The organism is Acidimicrobiia bacterium (assembly GCA_009694375.1).
GTDB lineage: Bacteria > Actinomycetota > Acidimicrobiia > Acidimicrobiales > VFJN01 > VFJN01.
Map to the genome: position 1 here is coordinate 69,233 of SHVB01000001.1, position 17,967 is coordinate 87,199.

Consider the following 17,967-nt stretch of genomic DNA (forward strand, 5'->3'; position numbering starts at 1 on the left):
CTAGCCCTCGAACTCCGGCTCCTCCCAAAAGGGCCACGGGGCAGGGATGTCGCGGGGGACCTCGTCGACGAAGGATGCCGGGCGCTTCTCCAGAAACGCCACCACACCCTCGACGGCGTCGCGAGAACGACCGAGGTTGGCAATCGCCGGTGAGTCGATCCGGTGGGCGGCCATGGGATGGCTTTCGCCGAGCATCCGCCACAGCATCTGGCGCGTCATCGCCACCGATACCGCCGATGTGTTGACGGCGATCTCGGTGGCGAGCGCGTAGGCCGCCGGGAGCAGATCATCGGGGGCATGCAGCGAACGCACCAGCCCCCGCTCCAAGGCTTCGGAGGCCCCGAAGACCCGGCCTGTCATTGTCCACTCCAGAGCCGTATTGATGCCCACCACTCGCGGCAAGAACCACGACGAGCAGGCTTCCGGCACAATCCCCCGACGAGCGAACACGAACCCGAAACGGGCGTTGTCACTGGCGAGGCGAATATCCATCGGCAGCGTCATGGTGGCCCCCACCCCCACCGCCGGGCCGTTGATGGCACCAATCACCGCTTTAGTGCACTGGTAGATCCGGAGGGTGAGCAATCCACCTTCATCACGGTGGGCCCGCACCGGATCTCCGCTACCGGTGGCAGGACTACCGGAGTTGACGTCGAAGGTCTCACCACCCCCACCGAGATCGGCCCCCGCGCAAAAGCCCCGCCCCCGGCCCGTTACCACCACCACCCGAACTTCCGGGTCTTCATCGGCCCGGTCGAAGGCCGCGCACAGCTCTCGTTGCATGTCCACGGTGAACGCATTCAACCGATCCGGACGATCCAGAGTGATCGTGAGGATCCGGTCTTCGAGGGTCGACGAGATGACAGTTTCAGGCATCTTCACACCCTTTCACACCCCCAGAACCGTGTCCCAACCAGCGAAATGGGCCATTCGGCCTACCGATTCGGCTCAAGGTCCGCCGCGGCAGGGCCCGATACCTAAAGGACAAGACAACCAACGAGGTGAATCCATGCCCATGTCGTCTCTCATCATGTTCAGACTCTGGCTCGCCAGCGTGGCCGACCGTCCTCGCCAGGACCGCGGTGCCTCACTGGTGGAGTATGTCCTTGTGCTTAGTTTCATTGCCGTCGTGTGCATCGTGGGGGTCACCCAACTCGGCATCGCGGTCGATGCGAGTTACGCCAACAGCAGCAACAACATCATCGCCTCCAACTAGCGGCGGCGCTGCCTAGACGTCAAGGAAGCGGCTCACGGCCACGGCCGAGCCGATGGCGCCGATGAGCACCGCCACCGCCACCACTAAGAGGTTCGTGAAAAGCAGGTTGGCGTCGGTCACGACGAAACCCTGAAAAATGGGCAGCACCCTGTCTTGCGAAAGCTCGTCGATGAACGGACGGATGACGAAGGTCATCGCCAGCACAGCAACCCCAGCACCGATCAGCGTCTGAATGATTCCCTCCACGATGAAGGGCACCCGGATGAACCAGTTCGTGGCCCCCACGAGCTTCATCACCTCGATCTCGCGGCGGCGAGCAAACATCGCCACCCGAATCGTGTTCAGAATGAGTAACAGCGCGGCCAGTAGCAGCAGGGCCGACGCCACCAAGAAGCGCACCCCGATCTTGTTGAACGTCTCCTGGATGCGCTTCACAACCTCGAAGGCAAAGATCACGTCGTACACACCGGCTTTTTGCCGATAGACATCGCCGATGGCCTGCACCACATCAGGGTCCTGAGTCTTAGGAGCAACCCGGAACGATGGAGGGAGGATCTCGGCCGTAATGGACTCGAGGAGTTGCCGGGAGTCTTTGAACAGGCGCCGGAATTCCACCAGCGTCTCGTCCTTGTTCACAAAGTCGGCCCGCTCCACATCCGGGTTTTCTCGCAGAGACTTACCGATAGAGTCGATGACCTCTTGGGAGGCATCCGGCTGCAGGTACACGATGAACTCGATGCCGCCCTTGAAGCGATCGTTGGCGTTATTGACGCCCTGGTTGAGCATGAAGGCCGACCCAAACAACGTGAGAGAAACCACCACCGTAAGGACCGAGGCCAAGGTGAGGGTGATGTTGCGGGTGAGGTTGGCCGCCGTTTCACGAACGACGTAGTCGACTTTGATGGCCATGGTTCAGGAGGCGGTCATTCGTAGACACCGCGGCTCTGGTCGCGAATAATCGAACCGCGATCAAGTTCGATCACCCGGCGGCGCATCGTGTCCACGATGGAGCGGTCGTGGGTGGCCATCAACACGGTGGTACCCGTGCGATTGATGCGGTCGAGCAGCCGCATGATGCCGACCGACGTGGCCGGATCGAGGTTCCCGGTGGGTTCATCGGCCAACAGGATGAGAGGACGGTTCACGAAGGCACGAGCAATCGATACTCGTTGCTGCTCCCCTCCGGACAACTCGTTGGGGAAGTTCCCCATCTTCTTGCCGAGGCCCACGAGTTCCAAAATGGCGGGGACCTGTGTTTTCACCACATGGCGAGGCCGCCCGATGACCTCCAGGGCGAAGGCCACGTTCTCATAGACCGTCTTGTTGGTGAGGAGTTTGAAGTCCTGAAAGACCGATCCGATATTGCGGCGTAGGTAAGGAATCTTCCAGGCCGACAACGCCGCAATGTCTTTGCCCGCCACGTAGATCCGCCCCTGTTCAGGCGACTCCTCCTTGTTGACCAGACGCAGAAACGTGGACTTACCCGATCCCGATGCCCCCACCAGGAAGACGAACTCGCCCTTCTCCACCTCCACCGAGGCGTCCTGAAGGGCCGCAACGTCGCCTTTATAGATTTTCGAGACGTTTTCGAGCTTGATCATGGGGCGAAGGCAAGAATAACAGCGCACCACCGGGCGCTCGCGCCACCCCCGGTCACGCGTTGGCCCGGCGCCACTGCAGATAGGCCTCCATGAACGGGTCCAGATCTCCGTCAAGCACACCACCAACGTTGCCAGCCTCGTGGTCGGTGCGCAGATCCTTCACCATCTGGTAGGGCTGGAGCACGTAGCTACGGATCTGGCTGCCAAAGCCCACGCGCCGCTGCTCACCGCGAATACCGTTGAGTTCGTCTTCCCGGGCCTGTCGCTCCCGATCAGCCAACCGGACCTTGAGCATGGTCATCGCCTTCGCTCGGTTTTGCAACTGCGAGCGCTCGATCTGGCACGACACGATGATTCCACTCGGCCCATGGGTTAGGCGCACCGCCGAGGAGGTCTTGTTGATGTGCTGCCCCCCGGCGCCCGAGGCCCGGAACACATCCATCTTGATGTCGGACTCGTCGAGCGTTACGTGGACCTCGTCGTCGTGGAGCACAGGAACCACATCGAGGGCGGCAAAGGCCGTCTGGCGCTTTCCCTGGGCGTTGAAGGGGCTCATCCGCACCAGTCGATGCACCCCCCGCTCAGCCTGCAGGTACCCGTAGGCATACCGGCCCTTCACCAAGAACTCCACCGACGAGACGCCCGCCTCGGAACCGGGGGTAGACCCCTCCTCCTCCACCTCGAACCCCCGCCGCTCCGCCCAGCGCACGTACATGCGGTAGAGCATCTCCGCCCAATCCTGGGCATCGGCACCGCCCTCCCCGGCCTGAACCGTACAGAGCGCATCGCGCTCGTCGTGATCGCCCGAGAACATCGAACGCAACTCCAGCGCTCGCAGTTCGGTATCGAGGCCCGCCACGATTTCCTCGATCTCGCCCTCTTGGCTGGCGTCGTCCACCTCGCGAGCCAAAACATGGAGCGTCTCGGCGTCTTCTAGCGATGCCAGCATCCGCTCGTAGAGCTCGATGTCGCCCAACACGACACTCAGTTCGCCGGTCACCCGTTTGGCTTCGTCAGCGTCGTCCCAGAGATCTGGACGCGAAGCCTCCGTCTCCAGTAATGGTCGTCGCGCCCGCAACTGATCGACCTTCAGGTAGACGGCCGCATCCCCCACCCTCTTGCGCATCTCAACTAGCGCGTCGGAGAAATCCCGCATCGCTTCCGTTCACGCCCTGCCGTGGCACATCTTGAACTTCCGACCACTGCCACACGGACACGGCGCGTTGCGGGGAGTCTTATCCCAATCAGATTTCACCACCGGGCGCAGGGCGGCAGGCTGATCGCCCGGGGCGGTTTCGGCCATGGCACCTCCCGCGCCACCCTCCTCGGGAGCGGAGTACTGCAGGTTCTGCACCCGTGGTTCCTCGCCGCCGACCGACAAGGCCGACTCCTCGGTGTCGCTGCTCGTCGGGGAAAAGTCGGTGCCGATAGCCGGAGCGGCCTGCGCCTGATCCACGGTGACCTGCACGTGCATCACGTAGCGCACGAGGTCCTGGGCCACGCCCTTCATCATCATGCCGAACATGTCGTAGCCCTCACGCTGCCACTCGGTGAGTGGATCGCGTTGGCCCATCGCCCGCAGGTTGATGCCCTCCTGGAGGTAGTCCATCTCGAAGAGGTGTTCGCGCCACTTCGTATCGATGATCTTGAGCATCACCTGGCGCTCCACCTGCCGCATGATCTCGGCGCCGAGTTCCGCCTCCCGGGCTTCGTAGAAACCGAGGGCATCGTGGGAGAGCAACGTTCGCAGGTCTTCCACGCGTTCGATGGCCGCCAGTTCCTCCACCAACAACAACGAGGGCCAGTAGGTAAGCAACTCCGCGTGGAGACCCGCCAGATCCCACTCCTCGTGATAGTCCGACACGCAGTAGGTGCCCACCAACGCTTCGATGGCCTCGGGGAGATGCTCGGTGGTGATCTTGTCTCGAAGATCGGCCTCATCGAGGACCTGATCGCGTAGCGCATAGATCACCTTGCGCTGCTGGTTCATCACCTCGTCGTACTTGAGAACGTTTTTCCGGATCTCGCCGTTCTTTTGTTCCACGGTGGTCTGAGCCCGCTCGATGGCCTTCGATACCATCTTCGCTTCCAAGGGCACGTCGTCGGGTAGGGCCTTGCCCATCACCCAGTTGATGGCACCGGTGGCGAACAAGCGCATGAGGTCGTCTTCGAGTGAGATGTAGAAGCGACTCTCGCCGGGATCCCCCTGGCGGCCGGCCCGGCCCCGGAGCTGGTTGTCGATGCGACGAGATTCGTGGCGCTCGGTGCCCAGCACGTAGAGGCCACCAAGAGCCCGCACCCGATCACCCTCAGCCTTGGTCTCATCCATGTGTTTAACTTCCAACTCCTTGAGCCGGATGTGGCCTTCCTTGCTCAGGGGATCAATCTCTTCGAGGCGAAGCTCACGGGTAGCCATAATCTCCGGGTTCCCGCCCAGCACAATGTCCACGCCACGACCAGCCATATTGGTGGCCACCGTGACGGCCTGGAGGCGCCCGGCCTGGGCCACGATCTCGGCTTCTCGCGTGTGCTGTTTGGCGTTGAGCACCTCATGGGAAATACCGCGCTTTTCCAACATCCGCGAGAGCTTCTCGGACTTCTCCACCGAAATCGTGCCCACCAGGACGGGTTGGCCCGCCTCGTAACGCTCGGCGATATCGTCGACCACGGCGCCAAACTTGCCGTCTTCGCTCTTGTAGATCAGGTCACCCTCATCGGCCCGGGCGGCCGCCCGGTTGGTGGGGATGGGCACCACCTGTAGGTCGTAGGTGACGGCGAACTCGGCCGCTTCGGTGGCGGCGGTTCCGGTCATGCCCGAGAGTTTCTCGTACATGCGGAAGTAGTTCTGGAGGGTGATGGTGGCGAGGGTTTGGTTCTCCTCTTTGATCTTCACACCCTCCTTGGCCTCCACGGCTTGGTGGAGCCCTTCAGACCAGCGCCGGCCTTCGAGGATGCGGCCAGTGAACTCGTCGACGATCTTCACCTCGCCAGCCTGGATGATGTAGTCCTTGTCGCGTTTGAACAGTTCCTTGGCCCGCAAGGCGGCTTGGAGTTGGTGCACCAGGTTTTGCGCCACGCCGTCGTAGAGGTTGCCGATGCCCAGCAACTCCTCCACCTTCTCGATACCCGGTTCGGTGGGCGACACCGTGCGCTTCTGCTCGTCTACCTCGTAGTCCTCCTCGGGTCGGAGACTGCGGACAATGGTGGCGAACTTGTAATACAACTGGGCGGCGTCGGCCACGCGCCCCGAGATAATCAGAGGCGTGCGGGCTTCGTCGATGAGGATGGAATCAACTTCATCCACGATGGCGTAGCGAAAGCCCCGCTGCGTTTGGCGAGCACGCGACAGCGCCATGTTGTCCCGGAGGTAGTCGAAGCCAAACTCATTGTTGGTGCCGTAGGTGATGTCGGCGGCGTACTGCGCTCGTTTGTACTCGGGATCGCTCTCGCCGGGGATGATGAGACCCACTTCGAGGCCGAGCCATCGGTGCAGACGGCCCATCCATTCAGAGTCGCGGCGGGCGAGATACTCATTCACCGTGATGAGGTGGGTGCCCTGGCCTCCCAACCCATTGAGGTACGCCGGGAGGGTGGACACCAAGGTCTTGCCCTCTCCCGTCTTCATTTCGGCGATCCACCCGAAGTGCAAGGCCGCTCCCCCGATCAACTGCACGTCGTAATGGCGCTGCCCCAGCACGCGACGGCCCGCCTCGCGTACCACCGCGAAAGCCTCGAGCAGGATGTCATCGAGGTCTTCGCCCGCCGCCAGGCGACCACGAAACTCGGGGGTCTTCGCCCGCAAGGCGGCGTCGTCGAGTGCCTCCATCTCGGCCTCATAGGCCCCAATATCGGGCACAAGGGCCTGGAGAGCCTTGAGCTTCTTACCCTCTCCCGAACGGAGGATCTTGTCGAAGATAGTCATGAGGACCCGACTCTACGACGCGTGGCGGCGCGAGCGGATGTCGAGCCGGGTGCCGCCGCCGCCGAGACCGCCAGACAGAGGCCGGGACGCTAGTGGTCGGCCTCGGCGGCCCCGGCGGTGGGAACCGGGCGGGAGTTGTGGGTGCGCTGCACTTGCTTGGTCTTGATCTTGTGCAGTTGATTCTCGAGTTTCTCCACGGCGAGATCCACCGCCGCGAATGCATCAGTGGCGGCCACCCGACAGCGGACGTGATGGCCACCCCCGTGCATGTCCACCTCGCACACCTCCTTGTCGGGGATGCGGGGGTTTCGCTCCTCGGAGAAATGCACCTCGGCGCGGTCCATGCCCCCCAGAAAACGGCCGAGGCGACCGATCTTGTCGGTCGCCACTTCCCGAAGGGCCGGTGAAATGTCCATGTGATGGGCGCTCACGGTGATTTCCAAGGGCAGGCCTCCCGGTATCTCGCGGAACCGCCGACCGTAGCGCGCGCAGGCTCATCGCGCTCGCGCCACCACCAGGCCGTGCACCTCGCCGCAGCCCGCAGCTCGCAGCACCCGAGCCGCCGCCACCAACGTGGCGCCGGTGGTGGCCACATCGTCGATCAGCAACACACACGACGGCATCGAGCCCGTCGCCCGAAAGCCCGGATTCCGTCGCCGATCGCTCCGAGATTGACCCGCTTGGGGGGGCCCCGGGAGCCGACGGAGGAGCGGTTGGCACCGCAGCGAGCGGCGGCGGGCCACCGCTCGAGCCAGCAGTTCTGCCTGGTCGAATCCGCGTTGCCGCCGACGAGCGGCCCCAGTAGGGGCCCAGGTGACGGTGAAGGAACCTCCCGGGGGCACCAGGAGCGCGAGCCGGTTGGCCATCTCGGTGATCAAACCACGATGACCGCGATTCTTGAGCGCGGTGATGAGAACCCGGGCCTCATCGTCATAGGCCATGAGCGCCCGGCAGGAATCCAGGCCGAGGGGGACAACCAGCGACGGCGGCGGCTGCATGGGGGCACCCTAGGCAGCGGGTGCGACAACCCCGGGGGGCCTGAAGCGGACGCATCCGTCCCTTTGCGCAGATCGGGAGGGAAGATGAACCCGGGCCACCCGCCCCGCTGCAAGGAGAAGCCATGGCCACCCCGTCTGAACCCAACCGTCGCCGCCCCCTCATCGCCGTTGGCTTGCTCGCCGTGCTCGCCGTCGGTGTGGTGGGAGTGCTCATCCTCACCGACGACGATGTCGACGACGGCGCCACCGCCGGCCCCACCACCAGCACAACCCTGGCCACCACCACCAGCACCGAGCCGACCTTCGACCCGACCGTGGACCCATCCGTGCCGATCTTCCCGGACCCGGGATCCTCCCAGCGCTTCGACGACCCCGTAGCTCTCGTCGCCGCCTTCGCCATCTTTCATCTCGGCTTCTCCTCACCGGTAGTGGACTCCTTCGTCCCTGAACCCGAGAACCCCAACGACGGTGACGTGGCCGTGCGCTCCTTGGCCGAAGGTGCCCCCACCCAGGTGCAAGTTCGCCGTCTCACCGACGACACCTGGTTCGTGGTGGCCGCCCGAACCGACTCCATCCAACTCACCACCCCCACCGTTGGCGCCACCATCGCCACGCCCCAGATTCTGGTTGGGATGGCCTACGCCCCCGAGGGCACGGTGGAGGTATCGCTCTACGCCGATGGCGAAAGCGAACCCATCGGCACGACGGTGGTCACCGGGCGCGGCGACGGGGTGCTCGGCTCCTTCCAGGGCCAAATCACCTTCACCATGCCCAGCGGAGTCCGGTACGGCTATCTCTTACTCATCAGCACCGGTGGTGAATCCGGGGGCACCGTGGCCGCGCAGGCGGTGCGGGTCGGCTTCTAACCGGCCCGCCACCTCGATACCCCCACCCGCTCGCCCGGACGACGCGTTGGGTCGCGTGGGCCAGAGGTAACTGGCCGACCGCAGGTTCCCGACGCGCCACCCGGGGATGGAGCGGAAATCGAACCCGCTAGTAGCGGTAGTTGTCGTGCTTGTACGGGCCCGACTCGGGAATGCCGAGGTAGTCAGCCTGCTCCGGAGTCAGCGTGCTGAGCTTCACCCCGAGGGCATCAAGGTGCAGCCGAGCCACCCGCTCATCGAGAAGCTTCGGGAGCACATACACGCCGAGGGGATAGGCCTCCGTCTTGGTGAACAACTCGATCTGCGCCAGTACCTGGTTGGTGAAACTCATCGACATCACGAAACTGGGATGTCCCGTGGCGTTCCCCAAGTTCAGCAGGCGACCCTCCGAGAGCATGATGATCGAGTGCCCGTCGGGGAACACAAACTCGTGCACCTGCGGCTTGATCTCGACCTTGCGGACATCACTCTGACGAGCCAATCCAGCGATGTCGATCTCGTTGTCGAAGTGCCCGATGTTCCCGACGATGGCGTTGTGCTTCATGTTGGCCATGTGCTCGGCAGTGATGATGCCCTTATTGCCGGTGGTGGTGATGAAGATGTCGGCGGTGCCCAGCACCGCCTCGAGGGTGTTGACCTCAAAGCCCTCCATCACGGCCTGCAGCGCGCAGATCGGGTCGATCTCGGTCACGACCACCCGTGCGCCCTGCCCCCGCAGCGACTGGGCGCTTCCCTTGCCGACCTCGCCGTAGCCACAGACCACCGCCACCTTGCCGCCGAGCATCACATCCACGGCACGATTGATGCCGTCGATGAGGCTGTGGCGACAGCCGTAGAGGTTGTCGAACTTCGACTTGGTAACCGAGTCGTTCACGTTGATGGCCGGGAAGAGCAACTGATCGGCTTCGAACATCTGGTAGAGCCGATGCACCCCCGTGGTCGTCTCCTCGGTGACACCCTTGATCTGACTGGCGATGGTGGTCCACCGATTCGGGTCCTCGGCGAGGGATCGCTTCAGGGTGTCCACGATGACGCCCCACTCCTCGGGATCATCTTCAGTGGCATCGGGAACTACCCCGGCCTTTTCGAACTCCACCCCCTTGTGCACCAGCAGAGTGGCATCGCCGCCGTCGTCGAGGATCATGTTGGGACCACCGCCATCAGGCCAGGCCAACACCTGCTCCGTGCACCACCAGTACTCCTCGAGTGTCTCGCCCTTCCACGCGAACACCGGCACCCCCTGAGGATTATCCGCCGTGCCCTCGGGACCCACGGCCACCGCCGCGGCGGCGTGGTCCTGGGTGGAGAAGATGTTGCAACTGACCCAGCGAACCTGTGCACCGAGGGCGGTAAGCGTCTCGATGAGCACGGCCGTTTGGATCGTCATGTGGAGCGACCCGGTGATGCGAGCGCCCCGGAGAGGCTTGCTATCGGTGAACTCCGCTCGCAGGGCCATGAGGCCAGGCATCTCAACCTCGGCGAGATCCATCTCCTTGCGACCCCAGGGGGCCAGAGAGAGATCGGCAACCTTAAAATCCTGATCAGGGTGGGACATTGGTTCCTCCTGCGGGGGCGCCAAGAGCGCGCCGCGTAGTTGTGGTTATGCGATGAGGGGCTGGCTGCCAACAAGCAGCACCCTGATCAGCCCGACCGAACACAATAGTAGCGATCAGGGGGCAAGTGCCGCTTTCAGGTCCACCAGCACCGGGATGGGGCCCGGATCTACCCCGGCGGTGGCGGCCATATGCAGGCTGACAAAGTCGGCTTGGATGATGAGATCGAACAACTGGGCCAGTGCCCCCTCCCCCCGTGCGTTGATGTCTACGACGGCGTGCACGACCTCATCGATGATGTCGAAGGTGAGGTCGAAGCGACGGGCCACCTGCGGGTGCTCGAAATCGTGGCGGAACCGCACGACCGTCATGATCTGACGGGTGACATCACCGTGCTGACCCCACCCGCAAATCTCGTTGTGGCACATCTCTGGAAGACCGGCGGCAAACGCCGGGGCCTTGGCGTTCTCGTTCACCTGGCACTTGAAGCGATAGGCCGCCACGGCCCCCAGCGCATCGCCGCCGTAGGCCACCGGGATGGTGCGGCCGATCTCACGGGCGAGCTGCTGCGCCGGGCCCCCATCGGTAATCAGCTCGTCGCGGCGGCGAACAAGTTGGGTGACGGCATCGGCAACCTGCTGCGTGGCCCCCGGGAACAACCCCATCCGTTCCAAGACAACCAGCGGCGGGATGCTCACCGCCCCAATCCCGGCGCGGGGCATGGGGATGTCGGGCAAGGCAATGGCGGGCGCACCCCATTCGGCGGCGAGGGCGGCCAGAGGACCGCCGTGGGATAGCACCACCATGCGGGCACCAGCCTCGGCGGCGGCACGAGCCGCAGTGAGGGTTTCCTCGGTGGCCCCCGAGTAGGAAATGGCGAAGCACAACGTGCCCGGCCCCACGAACGCCGGGATCTCATGGCCCTTGACCACCGTGACGGGCACGGACAGGAACGGGCCCGCGATGGCTCTGAGCACATCCCCAGCGATACCACTGCCCCCCATGCCAAGCACCACCACGTTCTGAATTGTTTGGCAGCCCGGGAGACCAGTGACCTCCACCGCCAACTCGGCGGCCTCGGCCACCTGATCTGGTAGCGCCGCCGCCAAGTCGAACATGCCGACGGAATCGAGAAGATCGCCGGTCATCAGGGCCTACACCTCGAAGGTGGGCCGGATGTTTTGGGCCTCCGCTTTGGCGAGGAGCCGATCGTGCTCGGCCTCGACCACCGTCTCCGCTTCGTCCACCAACATGATGGGGATGTCGTCTTTGATGGCGTACCTCCGCTGAAGCCGAGGGTTGTAGAGGGAGTCCTCGTCGGTGAAATAGAGCAACGGGCCCTTGTCGTCGGGGCAGGCGAGGATCTCGAGTAGTTGGGGGTCGAGGGCCATGATGGATCTCCTTGGATGGGGCTAGGCGGGGTCGGTCAGTCGAACAGGGCCAGTACTTCGGCCACACGCACCGCACAGGATGCCTGATCGGGCGCCTCAAGGTTGAGTCGGAGGAGTGGCTCGGTGTTCGACGGGCGGAGGTTGAACCACCACGAGCCCTGATCCACGGTGAGGCCGTCGAGGTGATCTTGGTGATCGACGGGATAGTGGGCGGCGACGCGGGCGATCACGGCATGGGCATCGGCGACCACCGTATTGATCTCGCCGGAAGCGGCGTAGCGGTCGAATGGTTGGCGCAACTCCGAGAGGGGGACGCCCGCCTGAGCGAGTTGCTCCAGCACAACCAGCGCCGCGATGGACCCCGAATCGGCCCGGTAGTTGTCTCGGAAGTAATAGTGCGCCGAGTGCTCGCCCCCGAAGGCCGCCCCCGTCTCGGCCATCACCGACTTGATGAAGCTGTGCCCCACCCGGGTGCGCACCGGGATGCCGCCGCGCTCGCGCACCACCTCGGCCACCGCCTTGGAGCAGATGCAGTTGTGCAGGATCGTGGCACCGGGATTCTTCTCGAGCACACCGGCCGCCACGATGGCGGTGGTGAGCGAACCAGAGAGAGCCTGGCCCTGATCGTCCACGAGGAACACCCGGTCGGCGTCACCATCGAAGGCCAGGCCCACATCGGCGCCCACCTCGAGTACCCGGGCCTGCAGGTCGCGGAGGTTTTCGGGCTGGATGGGATCGGCGGGATGGTTGGGAAAGCGGCCGTCGAGTTCGCCGTAGATGATCTCCAGATCCATTGGGAGGCCCTCGAACACTGCGGGAACCACAAGGCCCCCCATGCCGTTGGCGGTGTCGGCCACGATTTTGAGCGGTCGTAACGCCGCCGTATCCACGAAGGACCGCACGTGATCGGCGAAGGCGCCAAGCAGGTCGAGCGACCGGTACCCGCCTCGCGGGCCGGCGGCTGGCGGCACCCCCGCCTCCACCATCGCCTTGATGTCCCCCAAGCCCGTGTCTTCGCCAATCGGGGCCGCGCCGGCCAAACACATTTTCATGCCGTTGTACTGGGCCGGGTTATGCGATGCCGTGAACATCACCGCGGGCGCATCAAGCGAGCCCGCCGCGAAATACACGAGGTCGGTAGAGGCCAGGCCCACATCCACGATATCGAGACCCTGCTCCTGCACTCCCAGGGCAAAGGCAGCCGCCAAGGCCACCCCCGAGTCGCGCATGTCGCGGCCCATGATGACCGTACGGGCCCCGCCGGGCCGGCTGCTCACAAAACAGGCAAAGGCCCCGCCAACGGCGTGAGCCAGGGTCGGGTCGAGTTGATCGGGGGTGATACCCCGAATGTCGTAGGCCTTGAAGATGACATCGAGATCAGGCATGAAGGCTGCACCCTACCGGGGACCGTTAGGCCACGGAGGACTCCAGAACCCCCGATGGAAGCTCATAGACACCCGCAGCCGACCACCGGCGAATGCGCCAGATGTCGCGAATGAGGCGGGCCGTGTCCCGGACGAGCTGCACGGTGGAGTGCTCCGGGCTCCCGAGATGCACCGGCACTTCGATCAGCGAGAAGCCGAACCGTTCCACCAGGTGCAGTAGCTCGATGTCGAACGCGAAGCGGTCGACTCGGGCCACTGAGACGATGGTTTTGGCTACATCGGACCGAAAGCCCTTGAGGCCACACTGCGTATCGTGGGGATGACTCAGCAGCACTCCCATCGCCAGTAGGTTCACCGCCCGACTGCCCACCCCCCGCAACCAACCGGCACCGTCTTCGACCACCGTGTCGGGGTGTCGGCGGCTCCCCACCGCCACGTCCCATCCGGCCTCCACCTCCCGCAGCACGTTGCCAAGTTGGTCAGGCGAGTACGCCAGATCGGCATCGGTGAACGCGATTGCTCGGCCCCGCGCTACCGCCACGCCAGCACGAATGGCGGCCCCTTTGCCGCGATTTTCCGGAAGCACCAACACCTGATCGGCCCCGCCGACCAAGGCGGCATCGGCGGTACCATCCTGAGACCCATCGTCGACCACGATGATTTCCAGGCCGCCGTCAGCCCCGATCGGGGCCAGCGCGGCACGGATGGCACCGATGGTGCCCCCGATGCGAGTCGCTTCCCCCAGGGCGGGGATGATGACCGTCGCCCGCATCTGCCCCGGGGCCGGGGGCCGGGGCACCTGCTGTTGGAGCGCCCGCCGCACCGCGCCGAGGAGCACCGCCCGATACAGGAATAGCCGCAGCAAGCCCGCCATGGACAGCGACACCAACTTGGCCGCCACCAGACCGCCGGTGGTCTCGAAGCCATGGGCGGCGAAGAGCACCCGCAGGACCAGCACATCCAGGGTGCCCGCCAGCAACGCCACCACCACGAACGCCGCCGGGAACCGCACCCAACGCACGTAAGGGTCAGACCGAAACGTGACCGATGAATGCAAGAGGTAGGAGAGCACCGAGGCCACCGCAATGGCGGTCGCGTTGGCCACCACCAGAATCCAGCCAAGTCCTTGACGGAAAAACACCAGCAAGCCGATGTCCACCAGCGTGGGCACTACGGCCAAGAGCAGGATGCGTCGCGGACGCTGCGTCATGGTTGGCTCATTCGGTGAGCTTGAAGTGCCCCGGGGTCGCCGCAGGAGGCTCGTCTTCCTTGCGACCGAGCGGCACCAGCGGCGGCCGACAGGCCAGCAAGATGACCAGGCCCACCCCCACCGCAGTGATGGCGTAGGCGACGTACTCCACCGGCTCACGCCCGTAGGTCAGTTCCACCTGCGACGACGACGGAATCACCACCATGAGGTTCGGCGCCACCCGGTACGGGCCCGAGCCACCCCTCACCCGCCAGTTCGGGAAGTACGACGCCTTCACGAGTACCGGCACCCCCACGGTGTCGACGTCGAAGGAGATCGTGTCCGTACCGGCGGTGATGGCACTGACCACTACCGGCTCCAACGGTCGCACATCGGGTGCAAACCCGCCATCGGCGGCGAGGGCAGGATTGATTTTCTCCTGGAGGAGTTGACTCACCTGTTCGGCGATGGAGGGCACGGTGAGGCGCTGCCACGCCTTTGGGCCTGATGATGCCAGCATCACGTCCCACTGATCAGGATGGGTGAACCAGGTGATCGCCTTGCCCGCACAGGCACCCTCGGCGTCGCGTGACCCACAAATCCATTCCTTGTGATCACCGCCCCCTTCCTCGAGTACTGCCGGCTCATTCACGAGCGACGTAACGAGATCCGAGTTGGCCACCAAGAAAATCGTCCAGGGCCCCGACGTGGCGACCTCGGTCAGGTCGGGGTGAACCCGGGCCGCCTGGGTGGCCTGCAACGACGAGGAAAGGTAATACCGCACCCCCATGAGTTGCAGGTGCTGCACCCCCTGATCGAAGTTGAACCCGTCGTAGGGCAGCTCGCGTTGGGCGGCACTGGGCGCCGCCGACAACTCCACCTGGTTCAGGAAGTGAAACGGGGTAGTAGCGGAGGACTCAAAAAACAGGCCCTCCATTGAACCGATGCAGCCATCAGTCCAATGCGGCAGAAGCATCAACGCCATCGTTGTGCCGTAACGACCGATCTCCTTCTCGTACTCCCAGAACGACCGGCCGCACCCGTGGTCCCGACCCACCTGCTCCATCGTGGTGATGAGATCTCGATACTCGCCGTAGGCGCCCTTGGCCTCGTAGCCCGAGTAATTCCATCGCGCCCAACCGCCCAAGAAACTGTCCTTGCCTACCCCGTTGGTCAAGCCCAACCAGGTGTAGGAATTATCCGCTTTCGTTGAGCCACCCGGCAAGGAGCGCAGGGGCAGGCCGAGCATGACCAGCCCGAACAACAAGACCACCCCGGCGAACGCCGCGCTACCCCACGGACTCGGCCGATCCGGATCACGAGCGGCGAGTACCGAGATGGTGCGGCCGATCTCGGCTACCCCCACCGCGGCGAGCAGGTACAAGCACAGGTAATAAAACGGCAGCAACCGCGCGTTCCAGAGCCGCGCCTGAGGCAGGAACACAAACGCCGCCCCCATCACGACCGCCAAAGCGGCCATGATCAGCCCGAAGCGCACCCGAAAGAAGATCGACAACACGAAGCCCAGCAGCGCCAACGCCAGTACCCAGCGAAGGTCATCCGGGGACCCCAGCGACGAACGGGGAATCAGGTACTTCCAGTACGTCTCCCCGTCGAAGGTGAACAGCGTCCCCGACCACGATCTCAATCCGTTCTCGGCGACGGGTTCGGGCAGTTTTACCCAGCCCATGTCGTTGACGTACGCCCGTTGCCAGAGAAAGGGCAGAACCCAAAACGCCGATAGCGCGCCGGCCACGGGCAACACGGTGACCATCCAGCGAAAGGCCACCGAGTTCCGCCAGAAGCGCACGGGCACCGGGCCGTCTGCCCGTGCTCCGGTGCAGGCCCGCCACGCATCGCCGAGTACCGGAGCGGCGAGGATGACGGCGGTACCCACCAGGGCGAAGAAGGCCGGAATGAGGTGGCACAGGCCGGTAACGGCCAACAGACATGCCCCCAGCGCCCGGTAGCGGCCCGTGCGCGCTCCCCGAATCATCACCCCGAGATACAGCATCGCCAGGGAGAGGCTGATCGAGAAGGCGAACTCCCCGGCGAGGGTGGAGGCGATGTTGCCGCCGTAGATTGTGAAGTTGCGGTCGAAGAGGAAGAACAGCGACCCCACCGACAGCAACGCCGGTCCGGGAAAGCGCAGATCGGCCAGTCGACCAAAGGCATAGACCGCCACCGGCAGGCTGGCCATCCCCAAGATGGTGACCATCTTGAAGGCAGTGCCATAGGGAATCTCGACTCCCGCCACCACCACCAGCATCGCCACGACCACCAAGATCCGGCGCCGCCACCCCGGCCCCGCCCGCCACGCCGCTGCTGCCGCCCCGGCCGCGGCGGCGACGGGGATCAGCATCGCCCACCCGCCGAAGATCCCCACATCAAGGGCCACGATCAGCAGCGATGGGACCACCATGTAGAACTGATAGGCGGGGAAACCGGCGTACCAGTCGGGGGTCCAACCGGAGATCCGACCGGCGGGCAGGAGATAGTCGCGCAGGAACGCCGGGCCCCACACGTGCGCCCCCATGTCCCCCCCTGTCGGTACGGCACTGGAAAGCACCAGTTCCGGATGCAGGTTCGCCACCACGAAGACGACGCAGGCCCCCACCACGAGCGAATCGGTGACACGGCGCGCCACAACGCCACGATCGTCCAGGGGCGAGCCTGGATCAGGACTCGCCGCGGTGTCGATCTCGTCAGGGGATGGTTCGCGTCGAAGGTCTTCGTCTTTGGTCGGCCCGTGCTCCGTCATCGTGTCTATCGTGCCATCCCCACGTTGGCCTGCGGGACTCACCCCAGCAGAAGCGCAATAACGGTCACCATGTTGAAGGTGACATGGGCGCTGATGGCGGGTCCCAACCGACCCGAGCGATAGGCCAACCAGCCAAACACCGCTCCGGCAAGCACGAGGGCGGGCAACTGGAGCAACTGCCCATGGCTGGCCCCAAAGACCAAGGCGGTGACGCCGATGGCCGCCCACGGCGGGAAGCCGCGTTTGAGGAAGGCCCGCTGCATGAGACCCCGGAAGAAGAGTTCCTCAAAGATCGGGGCCATCACGCCGACGATCAGGATCAGCAACACAGCCCCGCCCAGGCCATCGGCGCGATCACCCAGCGAACGGGCGGGCTCCGCGAGATCGCTGGACGATTTGCCCATGAGTTGGAGAATCGGCCAGTAGAGGATGACAAGGATGGGCCACTGAAGCAGCGCCCCGATGATCCCTCCCCGCCAGAGATCGCCCCAGCGGACTCGGAAACCCAGGTCCGCCACCAGGCCATTGCCCTTGCGGTTCGTTATCGCGAACGGGACGATGAAGAACGCGAACGCCAGACCCACCTGGAGGAGCGCCACCACCTCGAGGGGAAGATCGGCCATCTCGTCGCCGGCGTGACCCGTAGCGATCAGCACACCACCGGCGACCACCTGTCCGATCAGCTGAACCAACAGCCACCCGACGAACGCATCGGGCAGACCCCATCTCTGCGTGGCGGGGTCGAGCCACCGCATCGGCTTGGCTGAGGTCATCACCATGAAAACTTACGAGGGCCTCAGCTGGCGCGAAGAATTAGGAGGCGACGGCGTGAGATAGGGCGGCGGGATAACGCACGCGGCGATCGTGGCGGGCCCAGCCCCGCGGTACCCGCAGCCCGGTGGCGTGTGGGCCACAGAGGTCGTAGCGCATCGGATGAGCCTCGGTGTGCAGCACCTCCACTACGGCCGTGCGCTCCCCATAATCGTAGGTGAGCGTAGCGGTAGCGGTGCTGTTGCACCCTGGCTTTGCGCACGTCCGACTGCTCATTTTTCCACGCTACTAGGCCG

General features: G+C 64.5%; 17 protein-coding genes. 2 read left to right on the forward strand and 15 right to left on the reverse strand.

Features of this window, described 5'->3' with window-relative positions:
- The gene (locus EXQ71_00385) at window positions 1-876 is read right to left on the reverse strand and encodes an enoyl-CoA hydratase (protein MSO85959.1); all 876 of its coding nucleotides are present in this window, start codon (window positions 874-876) and stop codon (window positions 1-3) included.
- 139 nt (window positions 877-1,015) lie between these two features.
- Between EXQ71_00385 and EXQ71_00390 the strand changes: the two genes are divergently transcribed.
- Window positions 1,016-1,216 carry a hypothetical protein gene (locus tag EXQ71_00390; GenBank protein ID MSO85960.1) on the forward strand — a complete coding sequence of 67 codons (201 nt, stop codon included), beginning with the start codon at window positions 1,016-1,018 and terminating at the stop codon, window positions 1,214-1,216.
- Between the two features lie 12 nt (window positions 1,217-1,228).
- Here the strand turns inward: EXQ71_00390 and EXQ71_00395 are convergent, their stop codons facing one another.
- The 6 genes from EXQ71_00395 to EXQ71_00420 all read right to left on the reverse strand — a co-directional run bounded on the left by EXQ71_00395 (window position 1,229) and on the right by EXQ71_00420 (window position 7,737).
- On the reverse strand, window positions 1,229-2,125 hold the full coding sequence (locus EXQ71_00395) for an ABC transporter permease (protein ID MSO85961.1): 897 nt from the start codon (window positions 2,123-2,125) through the stop codon (window positions 1,229-1,231).
- A 14-nt stretch (window positions 2,126-2,139) separates the two neighbouring features.
- Window positions 2,140-2,817, reverse strand: coding sequence for a cell division ATP-binding protein FtsE (ftsE, locus tag EXQ71_00400; GenBank protein ID MSO85962.1), 678 nt, complete (start codon window positions 2,815-2,817; stop codon window positions 2,140-2,142).
- A 52-nt stretch (window positions 2,818-2,869) separates the two neighbouring features.
- The gene (locus tag EXQ71_00405) at window positions 2,870-3,973 is read right to left on the reverse strand and encodes a peptide chain release factor 2 (protein ID MSO85963.1); all 1,104 of its coding nucleotides are present in this window, start codon (window positions 3,971-3,973) and stop codon (window positions 2,870-2,872) included.
- A 9-nt stretch (window positions 3,974-3,982) separates the two neighbouring features.
- Window positions 3,983-6,739 carry a preprotein translocase subunit SecA gene (gene secA / locus EXQ71_00410; GenBank protein MSO85964.1) on the reverse strand — a complete coding sequence of 919 codons (2,757 nt, stop codon included), beginning with the start codon at window positions 6,737-6,739 and terminating at the stop codon, window positions 3,983-3,985.
- Between the two features lie 89 nt (window positions 6,740-6,828).
- Complete coding sequence (gene raiA, locus EXQ71_00415; GenBank protein ID MSO85965.1) at window positions 6,829-7,182, reverse strand: ribosome-associated translation inhibitor RaiA; 354 nt, start codon at window positions 7,180-7,182, stop codon at window positions 6,829-6,831.
- Window positions 7,183-7,233: 51 nt separating this feature from the next.
- A complete protein-coding gene (locus EXQ71_00420) occupies window positions 7,234-7,737 on the reverse strand; it encodes a ComF family protein (GenBank protein MSO85966.1) in 504 nt (167 codons plus the stop codon).
- A 122-nt stretch (window positions 7,738-7,859) separates the two neighbouring features.
- On the opposite strand from EXQ71_00420, the gene EXQ71_00425 reads away from it, so the two are divergent.
- Window positions 7,860-8,603: a hypothetical protein gene (locus EXQ71_00425; protein MSO85967.1), complete on the forward strand. Its 744-nt coding sequence runs from the start codon at window positions 7,860-7,862 to the stop codon at window positions 8,601-8,603.
- 127 nt (window positions 8,604-8,730) lie between these two features.
- On the opposite strand, the gene EXQ71_00430 is transcribed toward EXQ71_00425, so the two are convergent.
- From EXQ71_00430 to EXQ71_00465, 8 genes are all read right to left on the reverse strand, one after another.
- Entirely contained in the window at window positions 8,731-10,176 is a 1,446-nt protein-coding gene (locus tag EXQ71_00430; protein MSO85968.1) for an adenosylhomocysteinase, read from the reverse strand.
- A gap of 114 nt (window positions 10,177-10,290) precedes the next feature.
- Window positions 10,291-11,322, reverse strand: coding sequence for an SIS domain-containing protein (locus EXQ71_00435; protein ID MSO85969.1), 1,032 nt, complete (start codon window positions 11,320-11,322; stop codon window positions 10,291-10,293).
- 6 nt (window positions 11,323-11,328) lie between these two features.
- Entirely contained in the window at window positions 11,329-11,565 is a 237-nt protein-coding gene (locus EXQ71_00440) for a Trm112 family protein (GenBank protein MSO85970.1), read from the reverse strand.
- A gap of 35 nt (window positions 11,566-11,600) precedes the next feature.
- Complete coding sequence (manB, locus tag EXQ71_00445; GenBank protein MSO85971.1) at window positions 11,601-12,950, reverse strand: phosphomannomutase/phosphoglucomutase; 1,350 nt, start codon at window positions 12,948-12,950, stop codon at window positions 11,601-11,603.
- A 25-nt stretch (window positions 12,951-12,975) separates the two neighbouring features.
- Window positions 12,976-14,160 carry a glycosyltransferase gene (locus EXQ71_00450; GenBank protein MSO85972.1) on the reverse strand — a complete coding sequence of 395 codons (1,185 nt, stop codon included), beginning with the start codon at window positions 14,158-14,160 and terminating at the stop codon, window positions 12,976-12,978.
- 7 nt (window positions 14,161-14,167) lie between these two features.
- Window positions 14,168-16,900, reverse strand: coding sequence for a hypothetical protein (locus EXQ71_00455; protein MSO85973.1), 2,733 nt, complete (start codon window positions 16,898-16,900; stop codon window positions 14,168-14,170).
- A gap of 38 nt (window positions 16,901-16,938) precedes the next feature.
- The gene (locus tag EXQ71_00460) at window positions 16,939-17,679 is read right to left on the reverse strand and encodes a CPBP family intramembrane metalloprotease (GenBank protein MSO85974.1); all 741 of its coding nucleotides are present in this window, start codon (window positions 17,677-17,679) and stop codon (window positions 16,939-16,941) included.
- Window positions 17,680-17,713: 34 nt separating this feature from the next.
- Window positions 17,714-17,947: a DUF3499 family protein gene (locus EXQ71_00465; protein ID MSO85975.1), complete on the reverse strand. Its 234-nt coding sequence runs from the start codon at window positions 17,945-17,947 to the stop codon at window positions 17,714-17,716.
- Between the last annotated feature and the right edge of the window lie 20 nt (window positions 17,948-17,967).

Excerpts from the sequence above, each read along its gene's own strand:
- EXQ71_00405 (MSO85963.1), bottom strand. The coding sequence starts at position 3,973 with ATGCGGGATTTCTCCGACGCGCTAGTTGAGATGCGCAAGAGGGTGGGG.
- EXQ71_00440 (MSO85970.1), bottom strand. The coding sequence starts at position 11,565 with ATGGCCCTCGACCCCCAACTACTCGAGATCCTCGCCTGCCCCGACGAC.
- EXQ71_00455 (MSO85973.1), bottom strand. The coding sequence starts at position 16,900 with ATGACGGAGCACGGGCCGACCAAAGACGAAGACCTTCGACGCGAACCA.
- ftsE (MSO85962.1), bottom strand. The coding sequence starts at position 2,817 with ATGATCAAGCTCGAAAACGTCTCGAAAATCTATAAAGGCGACGTTGCG.
- EXQ71_00425 (MSO85967.1), top strand. The coding sequence starts at position 7,860 with ATGGCCACCCCGTCTGAACCCAACCGTCGCCGCCCCCTCATCGCCGTT.
- EXQ71_00385 (MSO85959.1), bottom strand. The coding sequence starts at position 876 with ATGCCTGAAACTGTCATCTCGTCGACCCTCGAAGACCGGATCCTCACG.
- EXQ71_00430 (MSO85968.1), bottom strand. The coding sequence starts at position 10,176 with ATGTCCCACCCTGATCAGGATTTTAAGGTTGCCGATCTCTCTCTGGCC.
- EXQ71_00390 (MSO85960.1), top strand. The coding sequence starts at position 1,016 with ATGTCGTCTCTCATCATGTTCAGACTCTGGCTCGCCAGCGTGGCCGAC.
- EXQ71_00465 (MSO85975.1), bottom strand. The coding sequence starts at position 17,947 with ATGAGCAGTCGGACGTGCGCAAAGCCAGGGTGCAACAGCACCGCTACC.
- EXQ71_00420 (MSO85966.1), bottom strand. The coding sequence starts at position 7,737 with ATGCAGCCGCCGCCGTCGCTGGTTGTCCCCCTCGGCCTGGATTCCTGC.
- EXQ71_00450 (MSO85972.1), bottom strand. The coding sequence starts at position 14,160 with ATGACGCAGCGTCCGCGACGCATCCTGCTCTTGGCCGTAGTGCCCACG.
- EXQ71_00460 (MSO85974.1), bottom strand. The coding sequence starts at position 17,679 with ATGGTGATGACCTCAGCCAAGCCGATGCGGTGGCTCGACCCCGCCACG.
- manB (MSO85971.1), bottom strand. The coding sequence starts at position 12,950 with ATGCCTGATCTCGATGTCATCTTCAAGGCCTACGACATTCGGGGTATC.
- EXQ71_00435 (MSO85969.1), bottom strand. The coding sequence starts at position 11,322 with ATGACCGGCGATCTTCTCGATTCCGTCGGCATGTTCGACTTGGCGGCG.
- secA (MSO85964.1), bottom strand. The coding sequence starts at position 6,739 with ATGACTATCTTCGACAAGATCCTCCGTTCGGGAGAGGGTAAGAAGCTC.
- EXQ71_00395 (MSO85961.1), bottom strand. The coding sequence starts at position 2,125 with ATGGCCATCAAAGTCGACTACGTCGTTCGTGAAACGGCGGCCAACCTC.